Annotated in this window: 18 protein-coding genes and 2 tRNA genes; 16 read left to right on the top strand and 4 right to left on the bottom strand. The window is 68.7% G+C overall.

Annotated elements, in window-relative coordinates:
• The first annotated feature begins 11 nt into the window (after window positions 1–11).
• The 8 genes from tig to AB7F93_RS11275 all read left to right on the top strand — a co-directional run bounded on the left by tig (window position 12) and on the right by AB7F93_RS11275 (window position 8,498).
• A complete protein-coding gene (gene tig / locus AB7F93_RS11310) occupies window positions 12–1,295 on the top strand; it encodes a trigger factor (RefSeq protein ID WP_428303014.1) in 1,284 nt (427 codons plus the stop codon).
• A gap of 37 nt (window positions 1,296–1,332) precedes the next feature.
• On the top strand, window positions 1,333–1,956 hold the full coding sequence (gene clpP, locus AB7F93_RS11305; RefSeq protein WP_428303013.1) for an ATP-dependent Clp endopeptidase proteolytic subunit ClpP: 624 nt from the start codon (window positions 1,333–1,335) through the stop codon (window positions 1,954–1,956).
• Window positions 1,957–2,091: 135 nt separating this feature from the next.
• Window positions 2,092–3,369 carry an ATP-dependent Clp protease ATP-binding subunit ClpX gene (gene clpX, locus AB7F93_RS11300; RefSeq protein WP_428303012.1) on the top strand — a complete coding sequence of 426 codons (1,278 nt, stop codon included), beginning with the start codon at window positions 2,092–2,094 and terminating at the stop codon, window positions 3,367–3,369.
• Between the two features lie 170 nt (window positions 3,370–3,539).
• Window positions 3,540–5,909, top strand: coding sequence for an endopeptidase La (gene lon, locus AB7F93_RS11295; protein ID WP_428303011.1), 2,370 nt, complete (start codon window positions 3,540–3,542; stop codon window positions 5,907–5,909).
• Window positions 5,910–6,049: 140 nt separating this feature from the next.
• Window positions 6,050–6,322 (top strand): HU family DNA-binding protein, encoded by a 273-nt coding sequence (locus tag AB7F93_RS11290; RefSeq protein WP_428303010.1) that lies wholly within the window; start codon window positions 6,050–6,052, stop codon window positions 6,320–6,322.
• Between the two features lie 12 nt (window positions 6,323–6,334).
• A tRNA-Val gene (locus tag AB7F93_RS11285) sits at window positions 6,335–6,407 on the top strand.
• Between the two features lie 13 nt (window positions 6,408–6,420).
• Window positions 6,421–6,497: transfer RNA gene (locus tag AB7F93_RS11280), tRNA-Asp, on the top strand.
• Window positions 6,498–6,590: 93 nt separating this feature from the next.
• Window positions 6,591–8,498 (top strand): SurA N-terminal domain-containing protein, encoded by a 1,908-nt coding sequence (locus tag AB7F93_RS11275; protein ID WP_428303009.1) that lies wholly within the window; start codon window positions 6,591–6,593, stop codon window positions 8,496–8,498.
• Window positions 8,499–8,556: 58 nt separating this feature from the next.
• On the opposite strand, the gene AB7F93_RS11270 is transcribed toward AB7F93_RS11275, so the two are convergent.
• The gene (locus tag AB7F93_RS11270; protein WP_428303008.1) at window positions 8,557–9,342 is read right to left on the bottom strand and encodes an enoyl-ACP reductase FabI; all 786 of its coding nucleotides are present in this window, start codon (window positions 9,340–9,342) and stop codon (window positions 8,557–8,559) included.
• Between the two features lie 96 nt (window positions 9,343–9,438).
• Between AB7F93_RS11270 and AB7F93_RS11265 the strand changes: the two genes are divergently transcribed.
• The 6 genes from AB7F93_RS11265 (at window position 9,439) to AB7F93_RS11240 (ending at window position 18,276) form a co-directional block, all read left to right on the top strand.
• On the top strand, window positions 9,439–11,607 hold the full coding sequence (locus AB7F93_RS11265) for an ABC transporter substrate-binding protein (RefSeq protein ID WP_428303007.1): 2,169 nt from the start codon (window positions 9,439–9,441) through the stop codon (window positions 11,605–11,607).
• Window positions 11,604–12,581: an ABC transporter permease gene (locus AB7F93_RS11260; RefSeq protein WP_428303006.1), complete on the top strand. Its 978-nt coding sequence runs from the start codon at window positions 11,604–11,606 to the stop codon at window positions 12,579–12,581. The genes AB7F93_RS11265 and AB7F93_RS11260 overlap by 4 nt, the downstream gene beginning before the upstream one ends.
• The gene (locus AB7F93_RS11255; protein WP_428303005.1) at window positions 12,581–13,990 is read left to right on the top strand and encodes an ABC transporter permease; all 1,410 of its coding nucleotides are present in this window, start codon (window positions 12,581–12,583) and stop codon (window positions 13,988–13,990) included. The genes AB7F93_RS11260 and AB7F93_RS11255 overlap by 1 nt, the downstream gene beginning before the upstream one ends.
• Window positions 13,987–15,810, top strand: a complete 1,824-nt coding sequence (locus AB7F93_RS11250; RefSeq protein WP_428303004.1) for a dipeptide ABC transporter ATP-binding protein — start codon at window positions 13,987–13,989, stop codon at window positions 15,808–15,810. Before AB7F93_RS11255 ends, AB7F93_RS11250 begins: the two co-directional genes overlap by 4 nt.
• A gap of 119 nt (window positions 15,811–15,929) precedes the next feature.
• Window positions 15,930–16,307 carry a group II truncated hemoglobin gene (locus AB7F93_RS11245; RefSeq protein WP_428303003.1) on the top strand — a complete coding sequence of 126 codons (378 nt, stop codon included), beginning with the start codon at window positions 15,930–15,932 and terminating at the stop codon, window positions 16,305–16,307.
• 205 nt (window positions 16,308–16,512) lie between these two features.
• A complete protein-coding gene (locus AB7F93_RS11240; RefSeq protein ID WP_428303002.1) occupies window positions 16,513–18,276 on the top strand; it encodes a CocE/NonD family hydrolase in 1,764 nt (587 codons plus the stop codon).
• A gap of 63 nt (window positions 18,277–18,339) precedes the next feature.
• Here the strand turns inward: AB7F93_RS11240 and AB7F93_RS11235 are convergent, their stop codons facing one another.
• Window positions 18,340–19,314 carry a polysaccharide deacetylase family protein gene (locus tag AB7F93_RS11235; protein WP_428303001.1) on the bottom strand — a complete coding sequence of 325 codons (975 nt, stop codon included), beginning with the start codon at window positions 19,312–19,314 and terminating at the stop codon, window positions 18,340–18,342.
• Between the two features lie 11 nt (window positions 19,315–19,325).
• Window positions 19,326–19,685 (bottom strand): GtrA family protein, encoded by a 360-nt coding sequence (locus tag AB7F93_RS11230; protein ID WP_428303000.1) that lies wholly within the window; start codon window positions 19,683–19,685, stop codon window positions 19,326–19,328.
• Window positions 19,686–19,887: 202 nt separating this feature from the next.
• On the opposite strand from AB7F93_RS11230, the gene AB7F93_RS11225 reads away from it, so the two are divergent.
• Entirely contained in the window at window positions 19,888–20,997 is a 1,110-nt protein-coding gene (locus AB7F93_RS11225; RefSeq protein ID WP_428302999.1) for an S-(hydroxymethyl)glutathione dehydrogenase/class III alcohol dehydrogenase, read from the top strand.
• Window positions 20,998–21,007: 10 nt separating this feature from the next.
• Window positions 21,008–22,459, top strand: a complete 1,452-nt coding sequence (locus AB7F93_RS11220) for a phospholipase D-like domain-containing protein (protein ID WP_428302998.1) — start codon at window positions 21,008–21,010, stop codon at window positions 22,457–22,459.
• 413 nt (window positions 22,460–22,872) lie between these two features.
• On the opposite strand, the gene AB7F93_RS11215 is transcribed toward AB7F93_RS11220, so the two are convergent.
• Window positions 22,873–23,348 (bottom strand): restriction endonuclease (locus AB7F93_RS11215; protein WP_428302997.1); only part of this gene is annotated, 476 nt, incomplete at its 5' end.

The raw sequence follows: 23,348 nt of genomic DNA, 5'->3' as shown, positions 1-23,348 counted from the left end.
CCCGACACCCGATGACCACCTCCCTCGAAAGCACCGGCGCCTTGCAGCGCCGGCTGATGTTGTCCCTCCCCGTCACCGACATCGAACAGCAAGTCGCCACGCGCCTGAATCAACTGGTGCGACAGGTGCGCGTGAATGGTTTTCGGCCCGGCAAGGCGCCGCTGTCGGTGGTACGCCGCCAGCACGGGGCGCGCGTGCGCGACGAGGTGCTCGGCGAAGTGCTGCAAAGCAAGTTCATCGAGGGGCTGGGCGAGCACCAACTGCGCCCGACCGGCAACCCGGACATCCGCCCGGAACCGGCCGAAGGCGCCGACACGCTGCGCTTCTCGGCGAGCTTCGAGGTGTTTCCGGACATCGTGCTGGCGGACCTCGCCGGCCTGACGCTGAACGCGCCGACGGCGGCCGTGACCGATGCGGACGTGGAGGCCATGCTGGAGCGCATGCGTCGCCAGCGCGCCGAGTGGCCGGACGTGGCGCGCCCCGCCGCGCGTGATGACCGCGTGATGATCGACTTTGTCGGCAGCATCGATGGCGCCGAGTTCGAGGGCGGCAGCGCGCAGGACGTGCCGATCGTGCTCGGCAGCGGCACGCTGATCGGTGACTTCGAGGACCAGCTGGTCGGCGCGAGTGCCGGCGACGCACGCACCGTCAAGGTCACGTTCCCGGCCGACTACCCGCGCGACACGCTGGCCGGCAAGGCCGCCGACTTCGCCGTGACCGTGAAGGCGGTGCAGGAAAGCGTGCTGCCGGCGCTGGATGAGGCGTTCGCGCAGAGCATGGGCATCGAGGACGGCAACCTCGACACCCTGCGCGCGCGCCTTCGCGAGCGCCTCGAACAGGAACTGACCTCAGCGCTGCGGCGCCGGCGCAAGGCAGCCGTCATGGAGCTGCTGATCGATCAGCACCAGTTCGACCTGCCCCACGGGCTGGTGCACCGGGAGGCCCACAACCTCGCCCACCAGGCCCACGAGCGCAACCCGAACATCGACCCACACGCCGACATGGCCCCTTACGAGGCCGAGGCCACGCGTCGGGTAAAGCTTGGCCTGCTGCTGGCCGAAATCACCCAGCGGGAGGGCATCAGGGTCGATCCGCAGCGCGTGCGCGCCGAGATCGAGCGCATGGCGGCCGGTTTCGGCGACACGGAGATGTTCGTCAACTGGTACTACAGCCAGCCCGAGCGTCTGCAGGAAGTCGAAAACATGGCGCTCGAAGAACAACTCGTCGACTGGGTGCTGTCCAAGGTGCAGGTCACAGACGAGACCTTGTCTTTCGATGCCGCCGTCGCCACCTGACCCTTACCGCCAGCCCCGCTACGGAGTGCCACCGTTCATGAGCGATTTCCCGTCCAGCATGCCGTCCCCGCTCGCCCAGGGCCTGGTGCCGATGGTGGTCGAGCAGACCGCCCGCGGCGAGCGCGCCTACGACATCTTCTCGCGCCTGCTCAAGGAGCGCGTGGTGTTCCTGGTCGGCCCGGTCGAGGACCACATCGCGAACCTCGTGGTCGCGCAGCTGCTGTTCCTGGAATCCGAGAACCCGGACAAGGACATTCATTTCTACATCAACTCGCCAGGCGGCTCGGTGACGGCAGGCCTCGCCATCTACGACACGATGCAGTTCGTCAAACCGGCTGTGTCGACGCTGTGCATCGGCCAGGCGGCCAGCATGGGCGCCGTGCTGCTCGCGGCCGGCGCCGCTGGCAAGCGGTTTGCTTTGCCGAACTCGCGGGTGATGATCCATCAGCCGCTCGGCGGCTTTCGCGGCCAGGCGTCGGACATCGAAATCCACGCCCGCGAGATGCTCAAGATTCGTGACCTGCTGAACGATATTTTGTGCAGACACACCGGGCGCACGGTGGAGCAGCTGCGGCAGGACACCGATCGCGACAACTTCCTGTCTTCGACCGAGGCGCTGGAATACAACCTGATCGACAAGGTCATCGACAAGCGCAGCTGAGGAAGGCCAGCCGCCCGGGACCGCTTCCGCGGACCGGGTTGGCGGTATACATTCGCCAGCCCGGGACAGACCCCCGGGCGCGCCGTGGCCAGCGGCGTTTGCAGCGAACTGAACAGTGGTTTGCAGGGTGAGGATATGAACGACGATCGACGCAGCAGCGACGGCGAAAAGCTTCTGTACTGCTCGTTCTGCGGCAAGAGCCAGCACGAGGTGCGCAAGCTCATCGCCGGCCCGTCCGTGTTCGTCTGTGACGAATGCGTCGAGCTCTGCAACGACATCATCCGCGACGAGGTCGGCGAGAAGGCCGCCGACGAGCGGCGCAAGCGCCTGCCGACGCCGCGCGAGCTGTGCCGGCACCTCGACGACTACGTGATCGGCCAGGATCAGGCCAAGAAGATCCTGTCAGTGGCGGTCTACAACCACTACAAGCGCCTGGAGTCCGGGCAGCAGAAGGACGACGTCGAACTCAGCAAGAGCAACATCCTGCTGGTCGGCCCGACCGGCTCCGGCAAGACGCTGCTCGCGGAAACGCTGGCGCGCATCCTGAACGTGCCGTTCACCATCGCCGACGCCACCACGCTGACCGAAGCCGGCTACGTCGGCGAGGACGTCGAGAACATCATCCAGAAGCTGCTGCAGAAGTGCGACTACGACGCCGAGCGCGCGCAGACCGGCATCGTCTACATCGACGAAATCGACAAGATTTCGCGCAAGTCCGACAACCCGTCCATCACCCGCGACGTGTCCGGCGAGGGCGTGCAGCAGGCGCTGCTGAAGCTGATCGAGGGCACCATCGCCTCGGTGCCGCCGCAGGGCGGGCGCAAGCATCCGCAGCAGGAATTCCTGCAGGTGGACACGCGCAACATCCTGTTCATCTGCGGCGGCGCCTTCAACGGTCTTGAAAAGATCGTCCAGCAGCGCATGGAGAAAGGCGGCATCGGTTTCTCGGCCGACATCAAGAGCGACGCCGAGGAGAAGGACACCAGCCGCCTGCTGGCCAAGGTGGAGCCGCACGACCTGATCCGCTTCGGCCTGATTCCGGAGTTCGTCGGCCGTCTGCCGGTGGTGGCGACGCTCAGCGAGCTGAACCGGGAGTCGCTGATCCGCATCCTCACCGAGCCCCGAAACGCCCTGATCAAGCAGTACCAGAAGCTGTTCAAGATGGAGGGTGTCGACCTCGAATTGCGGCCCGAGGCGCTCGACGCGATCGCCGATCGCGCCATGGAGCGCAAGACCGGCGCGCGCGGCCTGCGTTCCATCCTGGAACACGCGCTGCTGGACATCATGTTCGAGCTGCCGTCGATGCGTAACCTCAAGAAAGTTGTCTACGACGACAACCTGCTGCGCGCGGAAGCCCAGCCGCTGCTGATCTACGAAGACGCGCCCCTGCAACAGGGCGGCGCCCGCGATTGACTGCCCACCCCGGCCGGCCTTGCCGGTCGGGGGCTTGAGTTCGGCCGGCACCGCCCGCATATGGTGCGGGCGGTCCGTGCCGCACCGCCCCTACCCACCGCCGAGGCCTACCCCGGGTGACCGACCGTAAGCACAAGCGCCCCGCCAGCGGCGCCACCACCGATTCCCCGATGCTGCCCGTCCTGCCGCTGCGCGACGTGGTGGTGTTCCCTCACATGGTGATCCCGCTGTTCGTGGGGCGGGAGAAATCGATTGCCGCGCTGGACCTCAGCGAGGCCCACGACAAGCAGATTTTTCTCGCCGCGCAGAAGGACGCCAGCGTCGACGACCCGAAGCCGGAAGACATCTACACCGCCGGCACCGTGGCGCACGTGCTGCAAATGCTGAAGCTGCCCGACGGCACCGTGAAGGTGCTGGTCGAGGGCGTCAGCCGCGCCAGCGTCGTGGAGTGGTCGCGGCAGGATGGCGGGCTCATGGCGCGTCTCGCGCTCACGCAGGCCGCCGAGGTTGACCCGAAGGAAGACATCGTCCTGCAGCGCGGCGTGCTCGAACAGTTCGAGCAATACGTCCGCGGCAGCAAGAAGATTCCGCCGGAAGCCCTGACGGCGCTCGCCGAGATCAACGACTCCTCGCGGCTTGCCGACACGATCTCCGCGCACCTGCCGGTGCGGCTGTCAAAGAAACAGGAACTGCTCGAAATCGTCGACGTCGGGGCGCGCCTCGAACACTTGCTGCACTTGCTCGAATCCGAAATCGACCTGCTGCAGGTCGAAAAGCGCATGCGCGGACGCGTCAAGCGCCAGATGGAAAAGAGCCAGCGCGAGTACTACCTCAACGAGCAGATGCGCGCGATCCAGAAGGAACTCGGCGAGCTCGAAGACGGCGGCAATGATCTTGACGAACTTGAACGGCGCATCGAGGCCGCGGGGCCGCCCAAGGCTGTGCTGGCCAAGGCGCGCAGCGAGCTTGCCAAGCTGCGCATGATGTCGCCGATGGCGGCGGAAGCGACGGTGGTGCGCAATTACCTCGACTGGATCGTGCAGCTGCCCTGGCGCACCCGCAGCCGCGTGCAGCGCGACCTCGACCAGGCGCAGCAGGTGCTTGATCAGGACCACTACGGGCTTGAAAAGGTCAAGGAGCGGATTCTTGAGTACCTCGCCGTGCAGCAGCGCGTACGCAAGCTGAAGGGGCCCATCCTGTGCCTGGTCGGCCCGCCCGGTGTCGGCAAGACCTCGCTCGGGCGCTCGATCGCCAGGGCCACCGGGCGCAAGTTCGCGCGCATGTCGCTGGGTGGCGTGCGCGACGAGGCCGAGATTCGCGGCCACCGGCGCACCTACATCGGCTCGCTGCCCGGCAAGGTGCTGCAAAGCCTCGCCAAGGTCGGCACGCGTAATCCCGTGTTCATGCTCGACGAAGTCGACAAGATGGCGATGGACTTTCGCGGTGACCCCGCGTCTGCGCTACTCGAAGTGCTCGATCCCGAGCAGAACCACGCCTTCAACGACCACTACCTTGAGGTCGACTACGACCTGTCCGACGTGCTGTTCGTGGCCACCGCCAACACGCTCAACATCCCGGCGCCCCTGCTCGACCGCATGGAAGTGATTCGCCTTGCCGGCTACACGGAAGACGAGAAGCTCAACATCGCGACGCGCTACCTGGTGCCCAAGGCGCTGACCGACAACGGGCTCAAGGCCGGCGAACTCGAATTCGCGCCCGACGCCCTGCGCTCGATCATCGAGCGCTACACCCGCGAGGCAGGCGTGCGCAGCCTGGAGCGCGAGATCAACAAGGTGTGCCGCAAGGCGGTGCGCCAGGCGGTGCAGAAAACCCGCGCCGGCGCCCTCGAAGTCACCGCCGACAATCTGGCGGATTACCTCGGCGTGCCGCGCTACCGGCCGGGGCTCGCCGACACCGAAAACCGCGTGGGTCAGGTCACCGGACTTGCCTGGACCGAAGTCGGCGGCGAATTGCTGACGGTCGAGGCCGCGGTCGTGCCCGGCAAGGGCGGCCTCACGCTGACCGGGCAGCTCGGCGAGGTGATGCAGGAGTCGGTCAAGGCTGCCCTCACCGTGGTGCGCAGCCGTGCGGCGCAGCTCGGCATCGCCGCGGAAAGTTTCCAGCAGAACGATTTCCACCTGCACGTGCCGGAAGGCGCCATCCCTAAGGATGGGCCAAGCGCGGGCGTTGCCATGGTGACCGCGCTGACCTCCGCACTCAGCGGCACACCGGTGCAGGCGCACGTGGCAATGACCGGCGAGATCACGCTGCGCGGCGAGGTGCTGGCGATTGGCGGCCTCAAGGAAAAGCTGCTCGCCGCGCTGCGCGGCGGAATAACCAAGGTCCTGATTCCCAAAGACAATGAGAAGGATCTTGCGGATGTCCCCGAGGACGTGAAGCAGCGTCTCGACATCCAGCCCGTGCGCTGGATCGATGAGGTGTTCGAGAACGCCCTCACGGCCCTGCCGACGCCGCTGCCCCGGCCGATCGCTCCAGCCGAATCCGTCCCTGGGTCGGCCGAGGCCTACATCGCCCACTGATGGCCGCAAAGTGGCTTGTTGACACGCGTTTTTTGCGGGCGGTATAACTCGGCGGCCCACGCGGAATGCGGCTTTTCCGCGCGTTTCCAAGGCCGAGCAGGCTCAGGGCAAACTCAACCATCGACCCCGGGGGGACTCACGTGAATAAATCTGACCTGATTGATGCCATTGCCGACGGTGCGGAAATTTCCAAGGCGGCCGCAGGGCGCGCGCTGGATTCCGCCGTCGACGCCATCACCGGTGCCCTGAAGAAAGGCGACACCGTGACGGTGGTTGGCTTTGGCACGTTCTCGGTGGGCAAGCGCGGCGCCCGTACTGGCCGCAACCCGCGCACCGGCCAGCCCATCAAGATCAAGGCCAGCAAGACGGCCAAATTCAAGGCTGGTAAAGGCCTCAAAGACGGCATAAAATAGCGCGCTCTGCAGGGGTGCTTAGCTCAGCTGGTAGAGCGTCGCCTTTACACGGCGGATGTCGGGAGTTCGATCCTCTCAGCACCCACCGAATGACCTAAGGAGCGGTAGTTCAGCTGGTTAGAATACCGGCCTGTCACGCCGGGGGTCGCGGGTTCAAGTCCCGTCCGCTCCGCCATTTTGGCAATCGTCATGTACCAGCCTTGAAGGGCGGAGTCGGCTGAAACCGGCTCCGCCCTTTTCGTTTAATACCACCTCGATAAATCCAACCATGCTCGAACAAATCCGCGAGAAGGCGCCGCGCTGGCTGGTGAGCCTGATCCTGCTGCTGCTGGTGGTTCCGTTCGCGCTGTGGGGCGTCAACTCCTACGTGCAGCCGGGCGGCAGCGCGGACGCCGCGCATGTCGGCGATGCCGCAATCAGCGTCGACGCGCTGCAGCAGGCGCTGCGCCAGGAGGGACAGCGCCTGCGCCAGTCGCTCGGCGACGCCTACTCGCCTACCCTCATGGACGATCCGGCCACCCGGCGCACCGTGCTGGACGGCCTCGTCAACCGCGAGCTGCTGGCGCAGGACGCCCACGCGCGGCGCCTTCAGGTGTCCGACGCCGCGGTGCTGGCGGTCATCCAGGCTGCGGACGCGTTCGCTGGGGAGAACGGTTTCGATCGGGCCCGCTACGAGTCGGTGCTGCGCCGGCAGGGCCTGACGCCGGCCGCCTTCGAGGCCGATCTCAAGCGCTCGCTCGCGCTGCAACAGATTCAAGGCGGCCTCGCCAATTCGGCCTTCATGTCTGACGCCGAGCTCGACGCGCTAGCGGCGCTGTGGTTCGAGCGGCGGGATCTGCGTCTCGCGACGCTCGATTGGCAGCAGTTCACGCCCGCGGGGCCACCCGACGAGGCGGCCATCAAGGCCTATTTCGACGCCCACAAGGCCGAGTTCATGACGGACGAGCAGGTCCGCGTCGCGTATCTTGAACTCAGCCTCGACGCCATGGCCGCCGGCATCACCGTCGACGACGCGATGCTCGCCAAGCGCTACGAGGAACTGAAGCCCGAACTCGGCGGCGCGGAACAGCGCCAGGCGCGGCACATCCTGATCAGGATCCCTGCCGATGCGACACCGGAAGCGGTGGAGCAGGCCCGCCAGAAAGCCGTGGCGCTGCGCGCGCAGTTGAGCGCGGGTGGCGATTTCGCGGCCCTGGCCAAAACGGAATCGGCCGATACCGGCTCCGCCGAGCAGGGTGGCGACCTTGGCTATTTCGAGCGCGGCAGCATGACGCCCGCATTCGAGGAAGCGGCCTTCGCGCTGCCCGTCAACACCGTAAGCGAACCCGTGCGCACGCCGTTCGGCTTTCATCTCATCGAGGTGACGGGCATCAAGCCCTCCGCCGCGCCATCGCTCGCGGAAATCCGCGACACGCTGCGCCAGCGCGTGCAGCGCGAGCTGGCGCAGGAGCAGTTCTTCGCCGCCGCCGAAACACTGCGCGCGCAGTCGTTCGAGCACCCGGACACGCTCGCGCCAGTCGCCGAGGCGCTGGAGCTCACGGTGCAGGAGACCGGACCGATCACGCGCCGGGGCGGCGCGGGCGTGGCCGCCAATCCCGAGTTCCTGCGCCACGCCTTCAGCGCCGAGGCCATCGGCGGCGACAACAGCGAGGTGTTCGAGCTGGGCGACGGGCGCTACGCGGTGCTGCGCGTGGTCGACCACACGCCGGCCATGCAGCGCCCGATGGACGAGGTCAAAGCCGACATCACGGCGCGGTTGAAGCAACAGACGGGCGCCGCGGCGGCGCGCGACGCCGGCGAGGCGCTGATCGCGAAACTGCGCGCGGGCGAAGCCATCGACACCGAGCTGGGCAAGCACAGCACGTCTTTCGTCGACATGACCGACGTCGGACGCGAGGGCAAGGAAGGCCTCGCCGACGCCGTGCTCAAGAAGGCCTTCACGCTGGCCGTGGGCGACAACAAGCCCGGCCAGGGCGGCGTTGAACTCGACAACGGCAACTACGTGATCGTCATGGTCACCGCGCGCCGCCCGGGCGCTGCGGCCAGCAACACCGAAGCGCGGGATGCGCTGCGCCGGCAGTTGCTGACCATCCGCGCCGATCAGGCGCTCACGGCGCAGCTCGCGGCCCTGCGCGAGCGGTATCCGGTACGCGTCCTGCAGGCCGCCGAGCAGTAGGTCACGCGGCGCCACAAACCCCGTGCCGGTTTACACCGGCCCGGGGTGCGAGCGAGCCTCAGTCCTGCATGCCGCCCATGCCGACCACGTTGTAGCCGGCGTCGACGTAGGTGATCTCGCCGGTCACGCCGGCGGCAAGATCCGAGCACAGAAAGGCCGCCACGTTGCCCACGTCCTCGATGGTGACGTTGCGCCGCAGCGGCGCGTTGGCGGCGTGGTAGTCAAGCATGCCGCGCAGGCCGGAGATGCCGGACGCCGCGAGCGTGCGGATGGGTCCGGCCGAGATGCCGTTCACGCGCACGCCATCCGGGCCCATCGAGGCGGCCAGATACCGGATGCAGGCCTCAAGACTCGCCTTGGCGAGCCCCATCACGTTGTAGTTCGGCAGCACCCGCACGGCGCCCAGATACGTCAGCGCCAGCAGCGCCGCGCCCGGCCGCAGCATGGGCTTGGCGGCCTTGGCCAGCGCCGCAAGACTGTAGGCGCTGATGTCGTGCGAGATGCGGAAACCGTCGCGCGTCACCGCGTCCACGAAGGCGCCCTGCAGCTCCTCGCGCGGCGCGAAGGCCACCGAATGCACCACGATGTCGAACCCGTCCCAGCGCTGGCCGAGCGCCGCGAACGCGGCATCGATCTGCGCGTCCTCGGCCACGTCCATCGGCAGCACGATATCGCTGCCGCACTCGCCAGCGAATTCCTCGACCCGTCGGCGCAGCTTGTCGTTCTGGTAGGTGAAGGCGAGCTCGGCGCCCTCGCGGTGCATGGCCTCGGCGATGCCGGTGGCGATGGAGCGGTCGCTGGCCACGCCAACCACGAGCGCCCGTTTGCCGGTCAAGAATCCCATCGCACACCCCCTGCACTGGCCCAAAAATGCGGCGCGCATTATAGCCGCCGCCCCCGGCGCCAAGGCCCGCAGGGCGCTGTGGCAGAATCCGGCCCGATGCGCCGCCCGACCCCGCTCCGCCTGCTGTTGCCGCTGCTGCTGATCGCGCTTGCCGCGTGCGGCAGGGTGCCGCCGAACAGCCCCTACCCGGCCAGCGAGCGCGACGCCAACACGCTCTACGCGGCATTCGCCGAGCGTCCCAAGCACCTCGACCCGGCTCTCTCGTACAGCTCGAACGAGTACGTGTTCATCCAGCAGGTGTACGAGCCCCCGCTCCAGTACCACTACCTGCGCCGGCCGTACACGCTGGAGCCACTCGCCGCCGCCGAACTGCCGCGCGTGACGCTGCTCGATGGCGGCGGCCGCCCCTTGCCGACGGGCGCCGATCCCGCGCTGGCCAAGGGCAGCGTGTACGAACTGCGCATCCGCCCCGGCATCCGCTATGCCCCACATCCGGCGCTGGCGCGGGGCGACGACGGCGAGCTGCTCTATCACCGGCTGGACGCGGCGGCGCTCGGCGACATCGACACGCTGGCCGATTTTGCGAAGCGCGGCAGCCGCGAACTCACCGCCGACGACTACGCCTACCAGATCAAGCGCCTAGCGAGCCCGCGCGTGCAATCGCCCATCCGCGGCCTGCTGCACGAGCACATTGCGGGCTTTCGGGAACTGGCCGACGCTCTCGCAAAGGCCAACGCCGGCGCGTGGCTCGACCTGCGCGACTTCCCGCTCGCCGGCATCGACGTGGTCGACCGCTACACCCTGCGCATCCGTCTGAACGACGTCTACCCGCAGTTCCAGTACTGGCTGGCGATGCCGTTCTTCGCGCCCATGCCGTGGGAGGCGGACCGCTTCCACAGCCAGCCCGGACTTGCCGCCAAGAACATCACGCTCGACTGGTATCCCGTCGGCACCGGGCCCTACATGCTGACCGTGAACGACCCGAACCGGCGCATGGTGCTGGAGCGCAATCCGCTGTTCCGCGGCGAGCCCTACCCGAGCGACGGCGAGCCCGGCGACGCCGCGGCCGGCCTGCTCAAGGATGCCGGCCGGCCGATGCCCTTCATCGACCGCGCCGTGTTCAGCCTGGAGCGCGAGAGCATTCCAGTGTGGACGAAGTTCCTGCAGGGCTACTACGACCGCTCGGCGGTAGGCCAGGACAGCTTCGACCAGGTGGTGAACCTTGGCGCCGGCGGGGAGCTCGCGCTCACCGACACCATGCGGGCGCGCGGCATGCTTCTGTCGTCGCCGGTGATGGCGTCGGTGTTCTACACCGGCTTCAACATGCTGGACGACGTGGTCGGCGGCTACGACGCTAAGCGCCTCGCGCTGCGGCAGGCCATCGCCATCGCCATCGACCAGGAAGAATCGATCGCCATCTTCCAGAACGGCCTTGGCGTCGCCATGCAGGGGCCATTGCCGCCGGGGATTTTTGGCTACCGCGACGGCGCCGCCGGCATCAATCGCCACGCGTACACGTGGGACCAGGGCCGCCCGCGGCGCCTCGGCATCGACCGGGCGCGCGCCCTCCTCAAGAAGGCCGGCTATCCCGGCGGGCGCAAGCCGGACGGCGCCCCGCTGGTGCTGTACTTCGACTCCATGGCCAGCGGCCCGGACGCCAAGAGCTACCTCGACTGGCTGCGCAAGCAGTTCGCGAAGCTCGGCGTGCAGCTGGTCGTGCGCAGCACCGATTACAACCGCTTTCAGGACAAGATGCGCCGCGGCCAGGCGCAGATTTATCAGTGGGGCTGGAACGCCGACTACCCCGACCCCGAGAACTTCCTGTTCCTGTTCTACGGCCCGCACGGCAAGGTCGAGCACGGCGGCGAGAACGCCAGCAACTATGCGAACCCGCAGTTCGACCGCCTGTTCGAGCGCATGCGCGTGCTGCCGAATGGCCCCGAGCGCCAGCGCCTGATCGACCGCATGGTGGAACTGCTGCGGCGCGACGCGCCCTGGGTGGCCGGCTTTCACCCGCAGCAGGTGGTGCTGAACCACGCCTGGACCGGCAACCTCAAGCCGAACGACATGGCCACCAACACGCTGAAGTACCAGCGCCTCGATCCTGCGCTGCGGGCGCGTCTGCGCGAGGAATGGAACCGCCCGCACTGGGCACCGCCGGCCATCGCGGGCGGCCTTGCCCTGCTGACGGTGTTGCCGGCGCTGCGTGTGTGGCGGCGGCGCCTCGCCGCCACGGCGCAGTCCGGACCTGGCCCGCGCGCATGACGGCCTACCTGCTGCGCCGGCTGCTGTACGCGGTGCCGATCCTGATCGGCGTGAACCTGCTCACGTTCGTGCTGTTTTTCGTGGTCAACAGTCCGGACGACATGGCGCGGCTGCACCTGGGCAACAAGCACGTCACCACCGACGCCATCGACGCCTGGAAGCGCGCCCACGGCTACGACCGCCCGCTGCTGTACGCGCCGGATGCGCCGGGCGCGCAGCGCTTCACGCGCACGGTGTTCTTCGAGAAATCGGTGCGGCTGCTCGTGTTCGACTTCGGCCGCGCCGACGACGGCCGCGACATCGGCCGCGACATCCGCCAGCGCATGGGGCCGAGTCTGGCCATCGCGCTGCCGGGGCTGGTGCTGGGCCTGCTCACCAACATCACGCTCGCGCTCGGCGTGGTGTTCGTGCGCGGCAGCGCGCTGGAACGGGCGGCGGTGTTCCTCGCCGTGCTCGGCATGTCGGTGTCGACGCTGTTCTACATCATCGGCGCGCAGTACGTGGTGGCCAAGCTGCTGAACCTAGCGCCCGTGTCCGGCTGGCAGGACGGCGCGGGCGCGCTCAAGTTCCTCATCCTGCCGCTGCTGGTGGGCGTCGTGTCCGGCATCGGCGGCGGGCTGCGCTGGTACCGGCTCCTGTTCCTGGAGGAAGCCGGCAAGGACTACGTGCGCACCGCCCGCGCCAAGGGCCTGTCGGAGGGCGCGGTGCTCGGCCGGCACGTGCTGCGTAACGCGGCGATTCCCATCCTCACCGGCGTGGTGGCCGTGATCCCGCTGCTGTTCATGGGCGGGCTGCTCACCGAGTCGTTCTTCGCCATCCCCGGCCTTGGCAGCTACACCATCGACGCCATCCAGAGCCAGGATTTCTCCATCGTGCGCGCCATGGTGTACCTCGGCGCCGTGCTGTACCTGCTGGGTCTGCTGCTGACCGATGTGTCGTACACGCTGGCCGACCCGCGGGTGCGGCTCGCGTGATGAACCTGCCCTTCCAGCCGGTGCTGCTGACCACCGACGCGCTGCTGTGGGCCATCGTCGCGGCGGCCGCGCTGCTGCTGTGGCGGGCACGGCGCACACCGCGCCTCGCGGCGGCCTCCCGCGCGCTGGCACGGCGGCCGGTGGCGGTGGGCTCGCTCGCGTTCCTCGCGCCATACGTGATGGTGGCTCTGCTCGATTCGCTGCACTTTCGCGCGCCACTGCCGGACACGCCGGGCACCTACGGCAACACGGTCGAGTCGGTGCTCGACCGAATGCTGGCACCGCTGCGCGAGCGCACCGAGAAGACCTACTCGGCGCCGCTCGCGCTCTACAGCTACGCGCGCGAGACAGTGACCGACGCCGACGGGCGGGTTGCGCGTGTGTTCGTGCGGCTCGAACACGGCGGCGCGCATCTGGCCGATGCCGACGCGCGCGCGGCCGACCTGCGCCAGCGGCTGTGGCCGGCCGTCGCAGTCGGTCTTGCGATCTCCGTGCTGCTGGCGGCATTGCTGTGCGCGGCCCTCGCGCGACAGCACGGCTGGCGGTTTGCCGAGGCCGCGCGGCGCCTGCTGCGCGGACAGACGGACGTCGCCTGGCGCAGCGCGCTGCTGTGCGCGGCGGTGCTGATAGTCGGCACCGCCGCCGTGCTGGCGCTGGCCGGCGGTTATCACGTGCTCGGCACGGACAAGGTCGGCCAGGACGTGCTGTACCTCAGCCTGAAAAGCATCCGCACGGGCGTGGTCATCGGCAGCGGCAGCCTGCTGCTGGCGCTGCCGCTCGCGCTGTTGCTCGGCACGGCGGCCGGCTACTTCGGCCGGCGCATCGATGATCTCGTGCAGTACCTGTACGCGACGCTGAACGCCATCCCGGGCGTACTGCTGATCGCGGCCGCCGTGCTGACGCTCGACCTCTACATGGACCAGAACCTCGCCGCCTTTGCCGACGCCCAGCAGCGGGCAGACCTGCGCCTGACGGCGCTGTGCCTGATTTTGGGCGCCACCGGCTGGATCGGCCTGTGCCGACTGCTGCGCGGCGAGGCGCTCAAGTTGCGCGAGCTCGAATACGTGCAATCGGCACAGGCACTCGGGCTCGCGCAGTGGCGAATCGTCACCCGCCACCTGTGGCCGAACCTGATGCACCTGGTGCTGCTGACCGCGGTGATCGACTTCAGCGGCCTGGTGCTCGCCGAGGCGGTGCTGTCGTACGTGGGCGTCGGCGTCGATCCCGGCACCACGTCGTTCGGCAACATGATCAACACCGCGCGGCTCGAACTCGCCCGCGAACCCGCCGTGTGGTGGTCGCTCGCGGCGGCCTTCGTGTTCATGCTGGGCCTCGTGCTGCCGGCCAACCTGCTGGCCGACGCGCTGCGCGACGCGCTCGACCCCCGCGAGGCCAATCACCGCCCATGACCCAGCCGCTGCTCGAACTGCGCGACCTGCGCACCGAATTTCGCACCGCCGTCGGCCCGCGCACAGTAGTGGACGGCGTGAGCCTCGCCGTGCCGGCCGGGCAAACGCTGGTGCTGCTCGGCGAATCCGGCAGCGGCAAGTCGCTGACGGCGCTGTCCATCCTGCGCCTGCTGCCGCCCGGCGCACGCCAGAGCGGCGGCGAGGTGTGGCTCGATGGCGTGAACCTGAGCGCGCTGCTGGAGGCGGCCATGCGCGGCGTGCGCGGGCGGCGCATCGGCATGATCTTTCAGGAGCCGATGACGAGCCTGAACCCGGTGATGCGCATCGGCGCGCAGATCGCCGAGGTCATTCGCCGGCACCTGGGCGGGCGCGAGCGCGCCATCCGCGCCCGTGGCGTGGAGCTGCTGGCTGCCACCGGCATGGCCGACCCGGCCCGCCGCTACGACGACTACCCGCACCAGCTTTCCGGCGGCATGAAGCAGCGCGCCATGATCGCGATCGCGCTGGCCTGCGACCCGGAGCTGCTGATCGCCGACGAGCCGACCACGGCGCTCGACGTCACCACCCAGGCGCAGATTCTCGACCTGCTGCAAAACCTGCAACGCGCGCGCGGCATGGGCCTGCTGCTGGTCACGCACGACCTTGGCGTCGCCGCGCGCATGGCCGACCACGTCGCCGTGATGCAGGCCGGGCGGGTGGTGGAACAGGCGCCGCGCGAGCGCTTCTTCACCGCCCCGCAGCACCCCTACTCGCGGGCGCTGTTCGCGGCGCTGCCGGACTTCTCGCGCCGTGGGCAGGCGCTGACAGGCAACGCCGCTGGACACGATGCCGGGGCACTCGCGGCAAGCGACAACGCCTCCGAAACGGTACTCGACGTGCGCGACGTGCAGGTCCACTTCCCCATCCGCCGCGGCCTGCTGCAACGCGCCGTCGGCGCGGTGCGCGCGGTGGACGGCGTGTCGCTCACGCTGCACCGCGGCCGCACGCTGGCGGTGGTGGGCGAATCCGGCTGCGGCAAGACCACGCTCGCGCGCGCCATCCTGCGCCTGCTGGAGCCGACCGGCGGCAGCGTGCACTTCGAGGGCACGGATTTGGCCAGCCTGCCGGCGCGGCGTCTGCGCCCGCTGCGCCGGCATTTCCAGATCGTGTTCCAGGACCCGTACGGGTCGCTCAACCCGCGCCTTCGCGTGGCGGACATCGTGCGCGAGGGGCTCGACGCACTTGGCATCGGCGTGCGTGGCGCGCGGGACGAGCGCGTCGCGCAGTTGCTGCAACGCGTGGGATTACCGGCCGACGCCGGCGAACGCTACCCGCACGAGTTCTCCGGCGGCCAGCGCCAGCGCATCAGCATCGCCCGTGCGCTCGCCGTCGGCCCGCGGCTGCTGGTGCTGGACGAACCCACCAGCGCGCTCGATCTGTCCATCCAGGCCGCCGTGCTCGACCTGCTGCGGGAGCTCCAGGCCGAGATGGGCCTCGCCTACGTGCTGATCACGCACAACCTCGGCGTGGTCGAGTACCTCGCCGACGACGTGGCGGTGATGTACTTGGGCCGCATCGTCGAACACGGCCCGGCCGAACAGGTACTGAAACACCCGCGCCATCCGTACACGAAGGCCCTGCTGGCTGCCGTGCCGCGGGTGGCGCTGGATGCGACACCGGCGCCCATTGCCGCTGGAGACCCGCCCTCCCCGGCCGCGCCGCCGGCCGGCTGCCACTACCACCCGCGCTGCGCGCTGGCCGACACGCGCTGCCGCGAAAGCTACCCGACCGCGACGCCGCTCGACGGCGGCCAGCGCGTGGCCTGCCACCACCCCCTCTGACACCGGCAGCCGCAGGCCTCCGGGCCTGCCAAATCCGCCCGCATTGACAGCCGTCAACCCGCGCCCCGCGCCGCCCGGCATAGTCCGCCCGCGATACTCCCCACAGACGCGAGGTTTCCGTGAGCGACACGATGTACGACTGGCTCGGCGGCGAGGCGACGGTCCGCAAGCTGGTCAACCGCTTCTACGACCTGATGGACACCGACCCCGCCGTGGCGCCCATCCGTGCCATGCACAAGGACGACCTCAGCCCGATGCGCGAGTCGCTGTTCGAGTACCTGTCCGGCTGGCTCGGCGGGCCGCCGCTGTTCATCCAGAAACGCGGCAGCCCGTGCATCGCCAAGGCGCACAAGCCGTTCAAGATCGACGATGCCGCCGCCGAGCAGTGGATGAAGTGCATGCGCCAGGCGATGCTGGACGTCGGCATCGACGAGAAGTACCGGCAGATGCTGGAGCCGGCCTTCGCGCGCGTGTCGGAAGCACTCAAGAACAGCTAGGCGGCTGGATGGATGCGGAAAAATTCCGTCCCAGGAATTTTTCCGCTCGCTGCCGTGCGGCACACGCCCGCGCGGCGCTTCCTGACTGAAGGGCTGAAGCGCTGAGCAAATCAGCGTTCCCTGGGCGCACACTCAATGCCGGTCTCGGGTGGCAATATGGCGGCCGCCACACGGCAGCCATAACAACCACGAGGAGACCCCGACCATGACGGACGCCGAACTCGAACGCGCGCTCGCGGCAGTCAGCCTGCCGCGCCCTTCCTACTGGGACGCGCAATACCTCAAGAACGTCGAGCAGCTCTCCAAGCCGCAGTACCGCATGGTCGTGGAGCGCGACGTGGCGGTACCCATGCGCGACGGCGTGGTCCTGCGCGCGGACGTGTTCCGCCCGGACGCGCCCGGCCAGTTCCCGGGTCTGCTGGCGCTGTCCGCCTACGGCAAGGACAGCCAGAGCGTGCCGATTCCGGCGCAGCCGATTCATTCCTGGGTGTTCGACCACAACGTCGAGGCCGGCGACATCGAGTTCTTCGTGTCGCGCGGCTACGTGTACGTGATCCCGGACGAGCGCGGCCTTGGCAAATCCGAAGGCGTGTGGAACGGCCCGTTCAGCGTGCAGGAGCAGGAGGACGGGCACGACATCGTCGAGTGGATCGCCGCCCAGGCGTGGTGCTCGGGCAAGGTCGGCATGATGGGCATCTCCTGGTTCGGCATGATCCAGCGCTTCATCGCCGCCCAGGCGCCGCCGCACCTGGCGGCGATCTTCCCCTACGAAGCCGCGAATGATCTGTACGGCGTGGCCTACGAAGGCGGCGTGATCCAGCCGTTCTGGTGGGAGCTCGAACGCGAGATCCCGGCCCACACCACGCAGTCGGAATCGGCAAAGCTGTACTCGCCGGAGGAACTCGAAGCGCGCTTCAACGCCATCGGCGCCAACCGCGACATCGCGCTCAACAGCAACTACGTGCGCCTGCTGGCGCGGCGCAAGACGGCCTTCTTCGATCAGCTGCTGCACCCCGAGAACGACGACTTCTGGGCGCGCCGCCGCTCGCGCGACAAGGTGCACAAGATCAAGGTGCCGGTGTACACGGCCAGCTGCTGGATCCCGTTCTTCAAGCCCTTCATGCAGGCCGTGTGGGACGACCTGAACGACCCCACTCTGAACGTGCCGAAGAAGGCCGCCATCTTCGGCCACCACATCCACACCGCCCTGCCCGGCCCGCCGGAGCTGAAGTACGAGGCGCTGCGCTGGTACGACCACTGGATGAAGGGCGTCGACACCGGAATCATGGACGAGCCGCCCATCCGCCTGTACGTGATGGGCATCAACCAGTACCGCTACGAGCACGAGTGGCCGCTGGCCCGCACGCAGTGGACCAAGCTGTACCTGCGCCCGTTCGGGGCGCTGGCGCCGCTGCCGGAACCGACCGACGCCGAGCCCGATCCGCTGGTGCACCGCCCGCCGATCATCTCAACCGAGCGCAGCCAGGTGCGCTACGCGACGCCGCCCATGAGCGCGCCCCTGGAAGTCACCGGCCCCGTGGTGCTGAACCTGCACGCCGCGCTCGACCAGCCGGATGCGACCTTCATCGCCAAGCTGTGGGCGGTCGGCCCGGGTGGCGAGCGCTTCCCGCTGTGCCGCGGCGTGCTGAAGGCCTCGCACCGCGCGCTCGACGAGGAAAAATCGACGCCCTGGAACCCCGTCCACCCGCACGTGAACCCGCAGCCGGTGGTGCCGGGCGAGGTGAACCACTACGCGATTGGTTTCCCGACCATCTCGTACGTGTTCCGGCCGGGCGAGCGCCTGGAGCTCGAAATCTCCACCTGCGACCCGATCGACATCCCCTGGCACCATCGCCTGAACGTGATGGGCCCGCTGCCGTCGATGACCCTCACCTACTACAAGCTGTACCGCGACAAGGACCACGCCTCGCACCTGCTGGTGCCGGTGATTCCGGGCGGCGGGCACTGAGGTAGGCGCCGATCCGCGCTGCGCGGGGCACGCCCGCGCAGCGCGAACGGCATCAACAGGGCATCAAACCCGGGCGGGCCAGGTGTCGCGCCGCGAAAGGTTGGCCGCCAGGCGCGCATGCCAGCGCAGCGGCGACGCATCCCACGGCGTGAAGCGCGGAATCTGGAACGGGTCATCCCCGCGCCGCGCCGCGCCCCAGGCGGTGCACACCGCGGCGTCGAAGCCGAGCCCGCGCGCCATGGCCACGTGGCGGGCGTCGTAGTCGTCGCCGGGCTTGCCGTTCGGATACGCGAACAGGCGCGGCGTGACGCCGGTGATCTCCCCGAGTCTGGCGCGGCCGTCAGCCAGTTCGCGCCGGGCGGTCGCGTCGTCCTGGCGGGTCAGGATGGGGTGCGAGCAGGTGTGTGCGCCGATCTCGAAACCCTGCCCATGCAGGGCTTGCAGTTCCGGTGACGTCAACATCAACTGCGGCGGCGCATCCATCCGGCAGCGCTCACTGATCCGCGCGACCACGTCCGCGCGCCGGGCGGGCTCCAGGTGCTTTACCGCCGGCAGCAGCGTGTTCAGACAGGCCCGGCGTGAGGCCACATCGGTGATCTCGCAGCGCGGCAAATCGAGATCGGCAAGATCGAGCGTCCCGTCGGGCGCGCCGGCCACGGCGCCGATCAGGCTGTCGTTCCACATCGTGCCGCCGTCGAGGTAATCGGTCGCCACGAAAAACGTCGCCGGTACGCCGTGCCGCCGCAGCACCGGCGCGGCCAGCGTGAGGTTGTCGCGGTAGCCGTCGTCGAAGGTCACGCAGGCCGCGCGCGCCGGCAGCGTGCCGGCGGCCAGCCGAGCCACCGCGTCCGCCAGCGGCAACACAGTGAACTCCCGCGCCAGCAGCGCCATCTGCCAGTCGAACTCGGCCACCGTCGGGTCGCCGCGCCGGTATGGGTCCGGCCGATCCAGCACGCGGTGGTAGATCAGCACCGACAGCCGCGCGCGCCGACCGGCGGGTGATAGGGCGCCGGCCAGCAGGCGCAGCGGAAGGTTCATTGCGGACATCGTTAGCGATAGGTCCAGCGGCTGTGCGCCAGAAAGGTCAGCGGCGGCAGGCTGACCACGACCAGCGCAATACCGACCAGATAGTGCAGACCGAGCCGCTCGGCGCCGCCGGAAATCGCCATCGACAGCCCCGCACCGGCCGCCGCGACCGCGATGAACCGCCACAGCGTGCGACGGGACATGGCCTGCCGAAAGGTGAGACGCGAATTGATCGAGTACGACGCCACGGTGGCCACGCAAAACGCCGCGCCGTTGGCAAGCCCGGCCGGCCAGCCGGCGACCGAAATGAGCGCGCTCGCCACCGCCACGTGGACGGCCGTCGCAAACACACCCACCGCACCAAACGAGATAAAGCGAAGCACGGTGTCAATTCGTCACGAAGTAAGGCAATGCCCTGGAATGCCTACGCTCGACGTCGACGCACGCCCAGCGTGACGCCCATTCGGCCGGCGCGGATGGTACCAGCGCCACGCAGACGGTCCCGAACGGTCCGCGAACCTTCCCGACCAACAGAACCACAGCGGCATAATGCCCGGCCAGTGACACCCCGCAGGGAGCCGATGGATGAAAGCACGCGCCGCCGTCGCCTGGGCCGCCGGCCAGCCGCTCGAAATCGACGAGGTCGAGGTCGCCGCGCCGCGCGCCGGCGAGGTGCTGGTGCGGCTGGTGGCAACGGGCGTGTGCCACACGGACGCCTACACCCTGTCCGGCCGCGATCCGGAGGGCGTGTTCCCGGCCATCCTGGGTCACGAGGGCGGCGGCGTCGTGGAGGACGTCGGCCCCGGCGTCAGCACGCTCAAGCCCTGCGATCACGTGATTCCGCTGTACACGCCCGAGTGCGGCCAGTGCAGCTTCTGCACGTCCGGCAAGACGAACCTCTGCCAGGCCATCCGCAGCACTCAGGGCAAGGGCCTGATGCCGGACGGCACGTCCCGCTTCACCGCCCGCGGCCGCACCGTGTACCACTACATGGGTACGTCCACCTTCAGCGAGTACACGGTGCTGCCCGAGATCGCGGTGGCCAAGATCAACCCCGCCGCGCCGCTCGACAAGGTGTGCCTGCTCGGCTGCGGCATCACCACCGGCGTCGGTGCGGTGCTCAACACCGCCAAGGTGCAGCCAGGCTCGACCGTCGCGGTGTTCGGCCTCGGCGCGATTGGCCTGTCGGTGGTGCAGGGCGCAGTCATGGCCGGTGCCGCGCGCATCATCGGCGTTGATCTCAACCCCGCCAAGTTCGAACTGGCGCGCCAGCTTGGCGCGACGGATTTCGTGAACCCCGCCGACCACGCGGCGCCGATCCAGGACGTGATCGTCGAGCTGACGCAGGGCGGCGTGGATCATTCCTTCGAGTGCATCGGCAACGTGGACGTGATGCGCGCGGCGCTGGAGTGCTGCCACAAGGGTTGGGGCGAGTCGACCATCATCGGCGTGGCCGGCGGTGCCGACGAGATCCGCACGCGGCCGTTTCAGCTCGTCACCGGTCGCGTGTGGCGCGGCAGCGCGTTCGGCGGCGTCAAGGGCCGCTCGCAGTTGCCGGGTTACGTGGAGCGTTACCTCAACGGCGAGATCAAGGTCGACGAGTTCGTCACCCATACGCTGCCGCTCGACCGCATCAACGAGGCCTTCGATTTGATGCACGCCGGGCGCAGCATCCGTAGCGTGATCCGCTTCTGAGCGCCGCCCGGTGAGTGCCGAGTTCACCGCCACGCTGGCGTGGCTGGCGCTGGCGCTGCAGGTCGCGCTCGGCCTGCTGTGCGCCTGGCACGCCCTGATCAGCAAGCGCGATCCGCGCTCGGCACTCGCCTGGATCGGCATCAGCCTGCTGCTGCCGCTGGGCGGCCCGCTGCTGTACTTCCTGTTCGGCGTGAACCGCATCCGCACCCGCGGGCGGCGCCTGGGCACGCGCTTTCCGCTGCCGATGGCGTTCGACTACGAGCAGCCGGACGATGCCGACCTTGCCGAGCCCGCCGCGCCTGGCCCACTGGACGGCCTGCCGGCCGGCCCCATCGCGCGGGCGTCGGCGCGCATCAGCCGCCGCCAGTGCCTGCCCGGCAACCGCATCGAACACCTGCACAACGGCGAGCAGGCCTACCCGGCGATGGTCGAGGCCATCCGCTCGGCCGAGCGCTACGTGTACCTGTCCACCTACATCTTCGGCGTGCACGGCGCGGCGCGGGACATCGTGGAGGCGCTGTGCGCCGCCCGCCGGCGCGGCGTCACCGTGTGCGTGCTGATCGATGGTCTCGGCCACTGGTACACGCTGGCGCGCGCGGCCCCGGCGCTGCGCCGGGGCGACGTGCGCGTGGCGCTGTTCCTGCCGCTGCGCCTGTGGCCGCCGAGCCTGCACGTGAACCTGCGCAACCACCGCAAGATTCTGGTGGTGGACGGCGAGATCGCCTTCACCGGCGGCATGAACATCGCCGACTACCACGTGCTCGGCGACGGCAAGGGGTTTCGCGTGGCCGACCTGCACCTGCGCCTCACCGGGCCCGTGGTGAGCCAGATCGAGAGCGTGTTCGCCGAGGACTGGCAGTTCGCCACCGGGCAGACGCTGCCGGACCCAAAACCCGCCCGGCCCAACGCGCACGGTGCGGCATGCCGCGTCATCACCGACGGCCCAAACGAGGATCTCGATCGCCTGGCGCTGGTGCTGCTCGCGGCGGTGTCGGCCGCGCAGCGGCGCATCGCCATCGTGACGCCTTACTTCCTGCCGAGCCGCGAGCTGGTCGGTGCGCTCCAGGCCGCTGCGCTGCGCGGCGTGGCGGTATCCATCCTGTTGCCCGGCCGCAACAACCTGCCCTACGTGCACTGGGCCACGCGCAACATGCTGTGGGAACTGCTGCAGCACGGCGTCGAAGTCCGCTACCAGCCGCCGCCGTTCGTGCACACCAAGGTCCTGCTGGTGGACGACGACTACGCCCAGGTCGGCTCCGCCAACCTCGACCCGCGCAGCCTGCGCCTGAACTTCGAGCTCAACGTCGAAGTGTTCGACGCCGACTTCAACGCCGCGCTCGGCGAGAACTTCGCCACCGCCTGGGCCGCCGCCCGCCCGGTGACGCTCGACGAAATCAGCGGCCGCGGCCTTGCCGAGCGCACGCGCGACGCCGCCTGCTGGCTGTTCTCGCCGTATTTGTAGGGGGGGCCTGTTGGGCATGCCAACCCATATTTGCCCTTGGAGTGCGCAACCCAGGCGATCGCTTTGACGGAAGAAGGTGAATGCCGAGATAGACGCGGTTCGTGCCGCGCTGCATCCTGCCGTTCGCTGGCCCGCGTCACCCGCTTCAGCGCCGAAGCCCAACGCATTACCGATACCAGGAAAACCGCCGCCGGCTGAGCCGCCGGTTTACCGACGGGATATGGGAGCAGCGCCCCCGCCGCGAACCACAGGGGATACGGCGATCGATGCGCATCCTGCGGGCGGATTATTGCCAGAGCGTATAACGATCGGCCTTCCGCGTATTCATGTTCAACGAAATCCCATGAAACGCGGGACGGCGGGTTAGGCACGTCTAACCCGGTCTAGCGGGGCTTTCCTCACCTTGCGGCTCGCTACGTCCCTGCTCGGACGGGTATTGGCCGACTGCGACAGGCCCGAAAGTTTGCGCAGGCCCAATAATCGCTGCGACCCTGCTGGCCCGGCTTGCGGACCATCTTGACCTCGCACTTAGGGCAACTGGGCGTGCTGTAGTCGCCGCGAGTCACGTGCTGCAACAGGGCCGTGCACTCGATCGGCGGCAACGTCAGTAGCTGCGCCAACAGTTCTTCTCCAGACACCAGTTTCAGGTGCTTGCCATCGGCGAAGGTGCGCGCGTCGGGTGAGAATCCGGCTACCGAATAGAAAATCGCAAGCTGCGCACCGAAGTGATCCCTGGCACCCCACAGCGCCCTCACCGGCTCAACGCCAACAGGCTTCGACCACGCCTTGCATTGCGCCACGGCGAACACCTTCGCGGGATCCCGATGGTCGGCGATGATCACGTCGACACCGCCATCGGAGCCAGGACCGGTACCGCGCGCCGGGTAGC

The sequence above is a fragment of the Immundisolibacter sp. genome (genome assembly GCF_050250495.1).
Classification (GTDB): Bacteria; Pseudomonadota; Gammaproteobacteria; order Immundisolibacterales; family Immundisolibacteraceae; genus Immundisolibacter.
This window is presented reverse-complemented; position numbering and strand designations above follow the sequence as displayed.

Excerpts from the sequence above, each read along its gene's own strand:
- clpP (WP_428303013.1), top strand. The coding sequence starts at position 1,333 with ATGAGCGATTTCCCGTCCAGCATGCCGTCCCCGCTCGCCCAGGGCCTG.
- AB7F93_RS11225 (WP_428302999.1), top strand. The coding sequence starts at position 19,888 with ATGAAAGCACGCGCCGCCGTCGCCTGGGCCGCCGGCCAGCCGCTCGAA.
- AB7F93_RS11260 (WP_428303006.1), top strand. The coding sequence starts at position 11,604 with ATGACGGCCTACCTGCTGCGCCGGCTGCTGTACGCGGTGCCGATCCTG.
- AB7F93_RS11275 (WP_428303009.1), top strand. The coding sequence starts at position 6,591 with ATGCTCGAACAAATCCGCGAGAAGGCGCCGCGCTGGCTGGTGAGCCTG.
- AB7F93_RS11240 (WP_428303002.1), top strand. The coding sequence starts at position 16,513 with ATGACGGACGCCGAACTCGAACGCGCGCTCGCGGCAGTCAGCCTGCCG.
- AB7F93_RS11255 (WP_428303005.1), top strand. The coding sequence starts at position 12,581 with ATGAACCTGCCCTTCCAGCCGGTGCTGCTGACCACCGACGCGCTGCTG.
- tig (WP_428303014.1), top strand. The coding sequence starts at position 12 with ATGACCACCTCCCTCGAAAGCACCGGCGCCTTGCAGCGCCGGCTGATG.
- AB7F93_RS11235 (WP_428303001.1), bottom strand. The coding sequence starts at position 19,314 with ATGAACCTTCCGCTGCGCCTGCTGGCCGGCGCCCTATCACCCGCCGGT.
- clpX (WP_428303012.1), top strand. The coding sequence starts at position 2,092 with ATGAACGACGATCGACGCAGCAGCGACGGCGAAAAGCTTCTGTACTGC.
- AB7F93_RS11270 (WP_428303008.1), bottom strand. The coding sequence starts at position 9,342 with ATGGGATTCTTGACCGGCAAACGGGCGCTCGTGGTTGGCGTGGCCAGC.
- AB7F93_RS11250 (WP_428303004.1), top strand. The coding sequence starts at position 13,987 with ATGACCCAGCCGCTGCTCGAACTGCGCGACCTGCGCACCGAATTTCGC.
- lon (WP_428303011.1), top strand. The coding sequence starts at position 3,540 with ATGCTGCCCGTCCTGCCGCTGCGCGACGTGGTGGTGTTCCCTCACATG.
- AB7F93_RS11265 (WP_428303007.1), top strand. The coding sequence starts at position 9,439 with ATGCGCCGCCCGACCCCGCTCCGCCTGCTGTTGCCGCTGCTGCTGATC.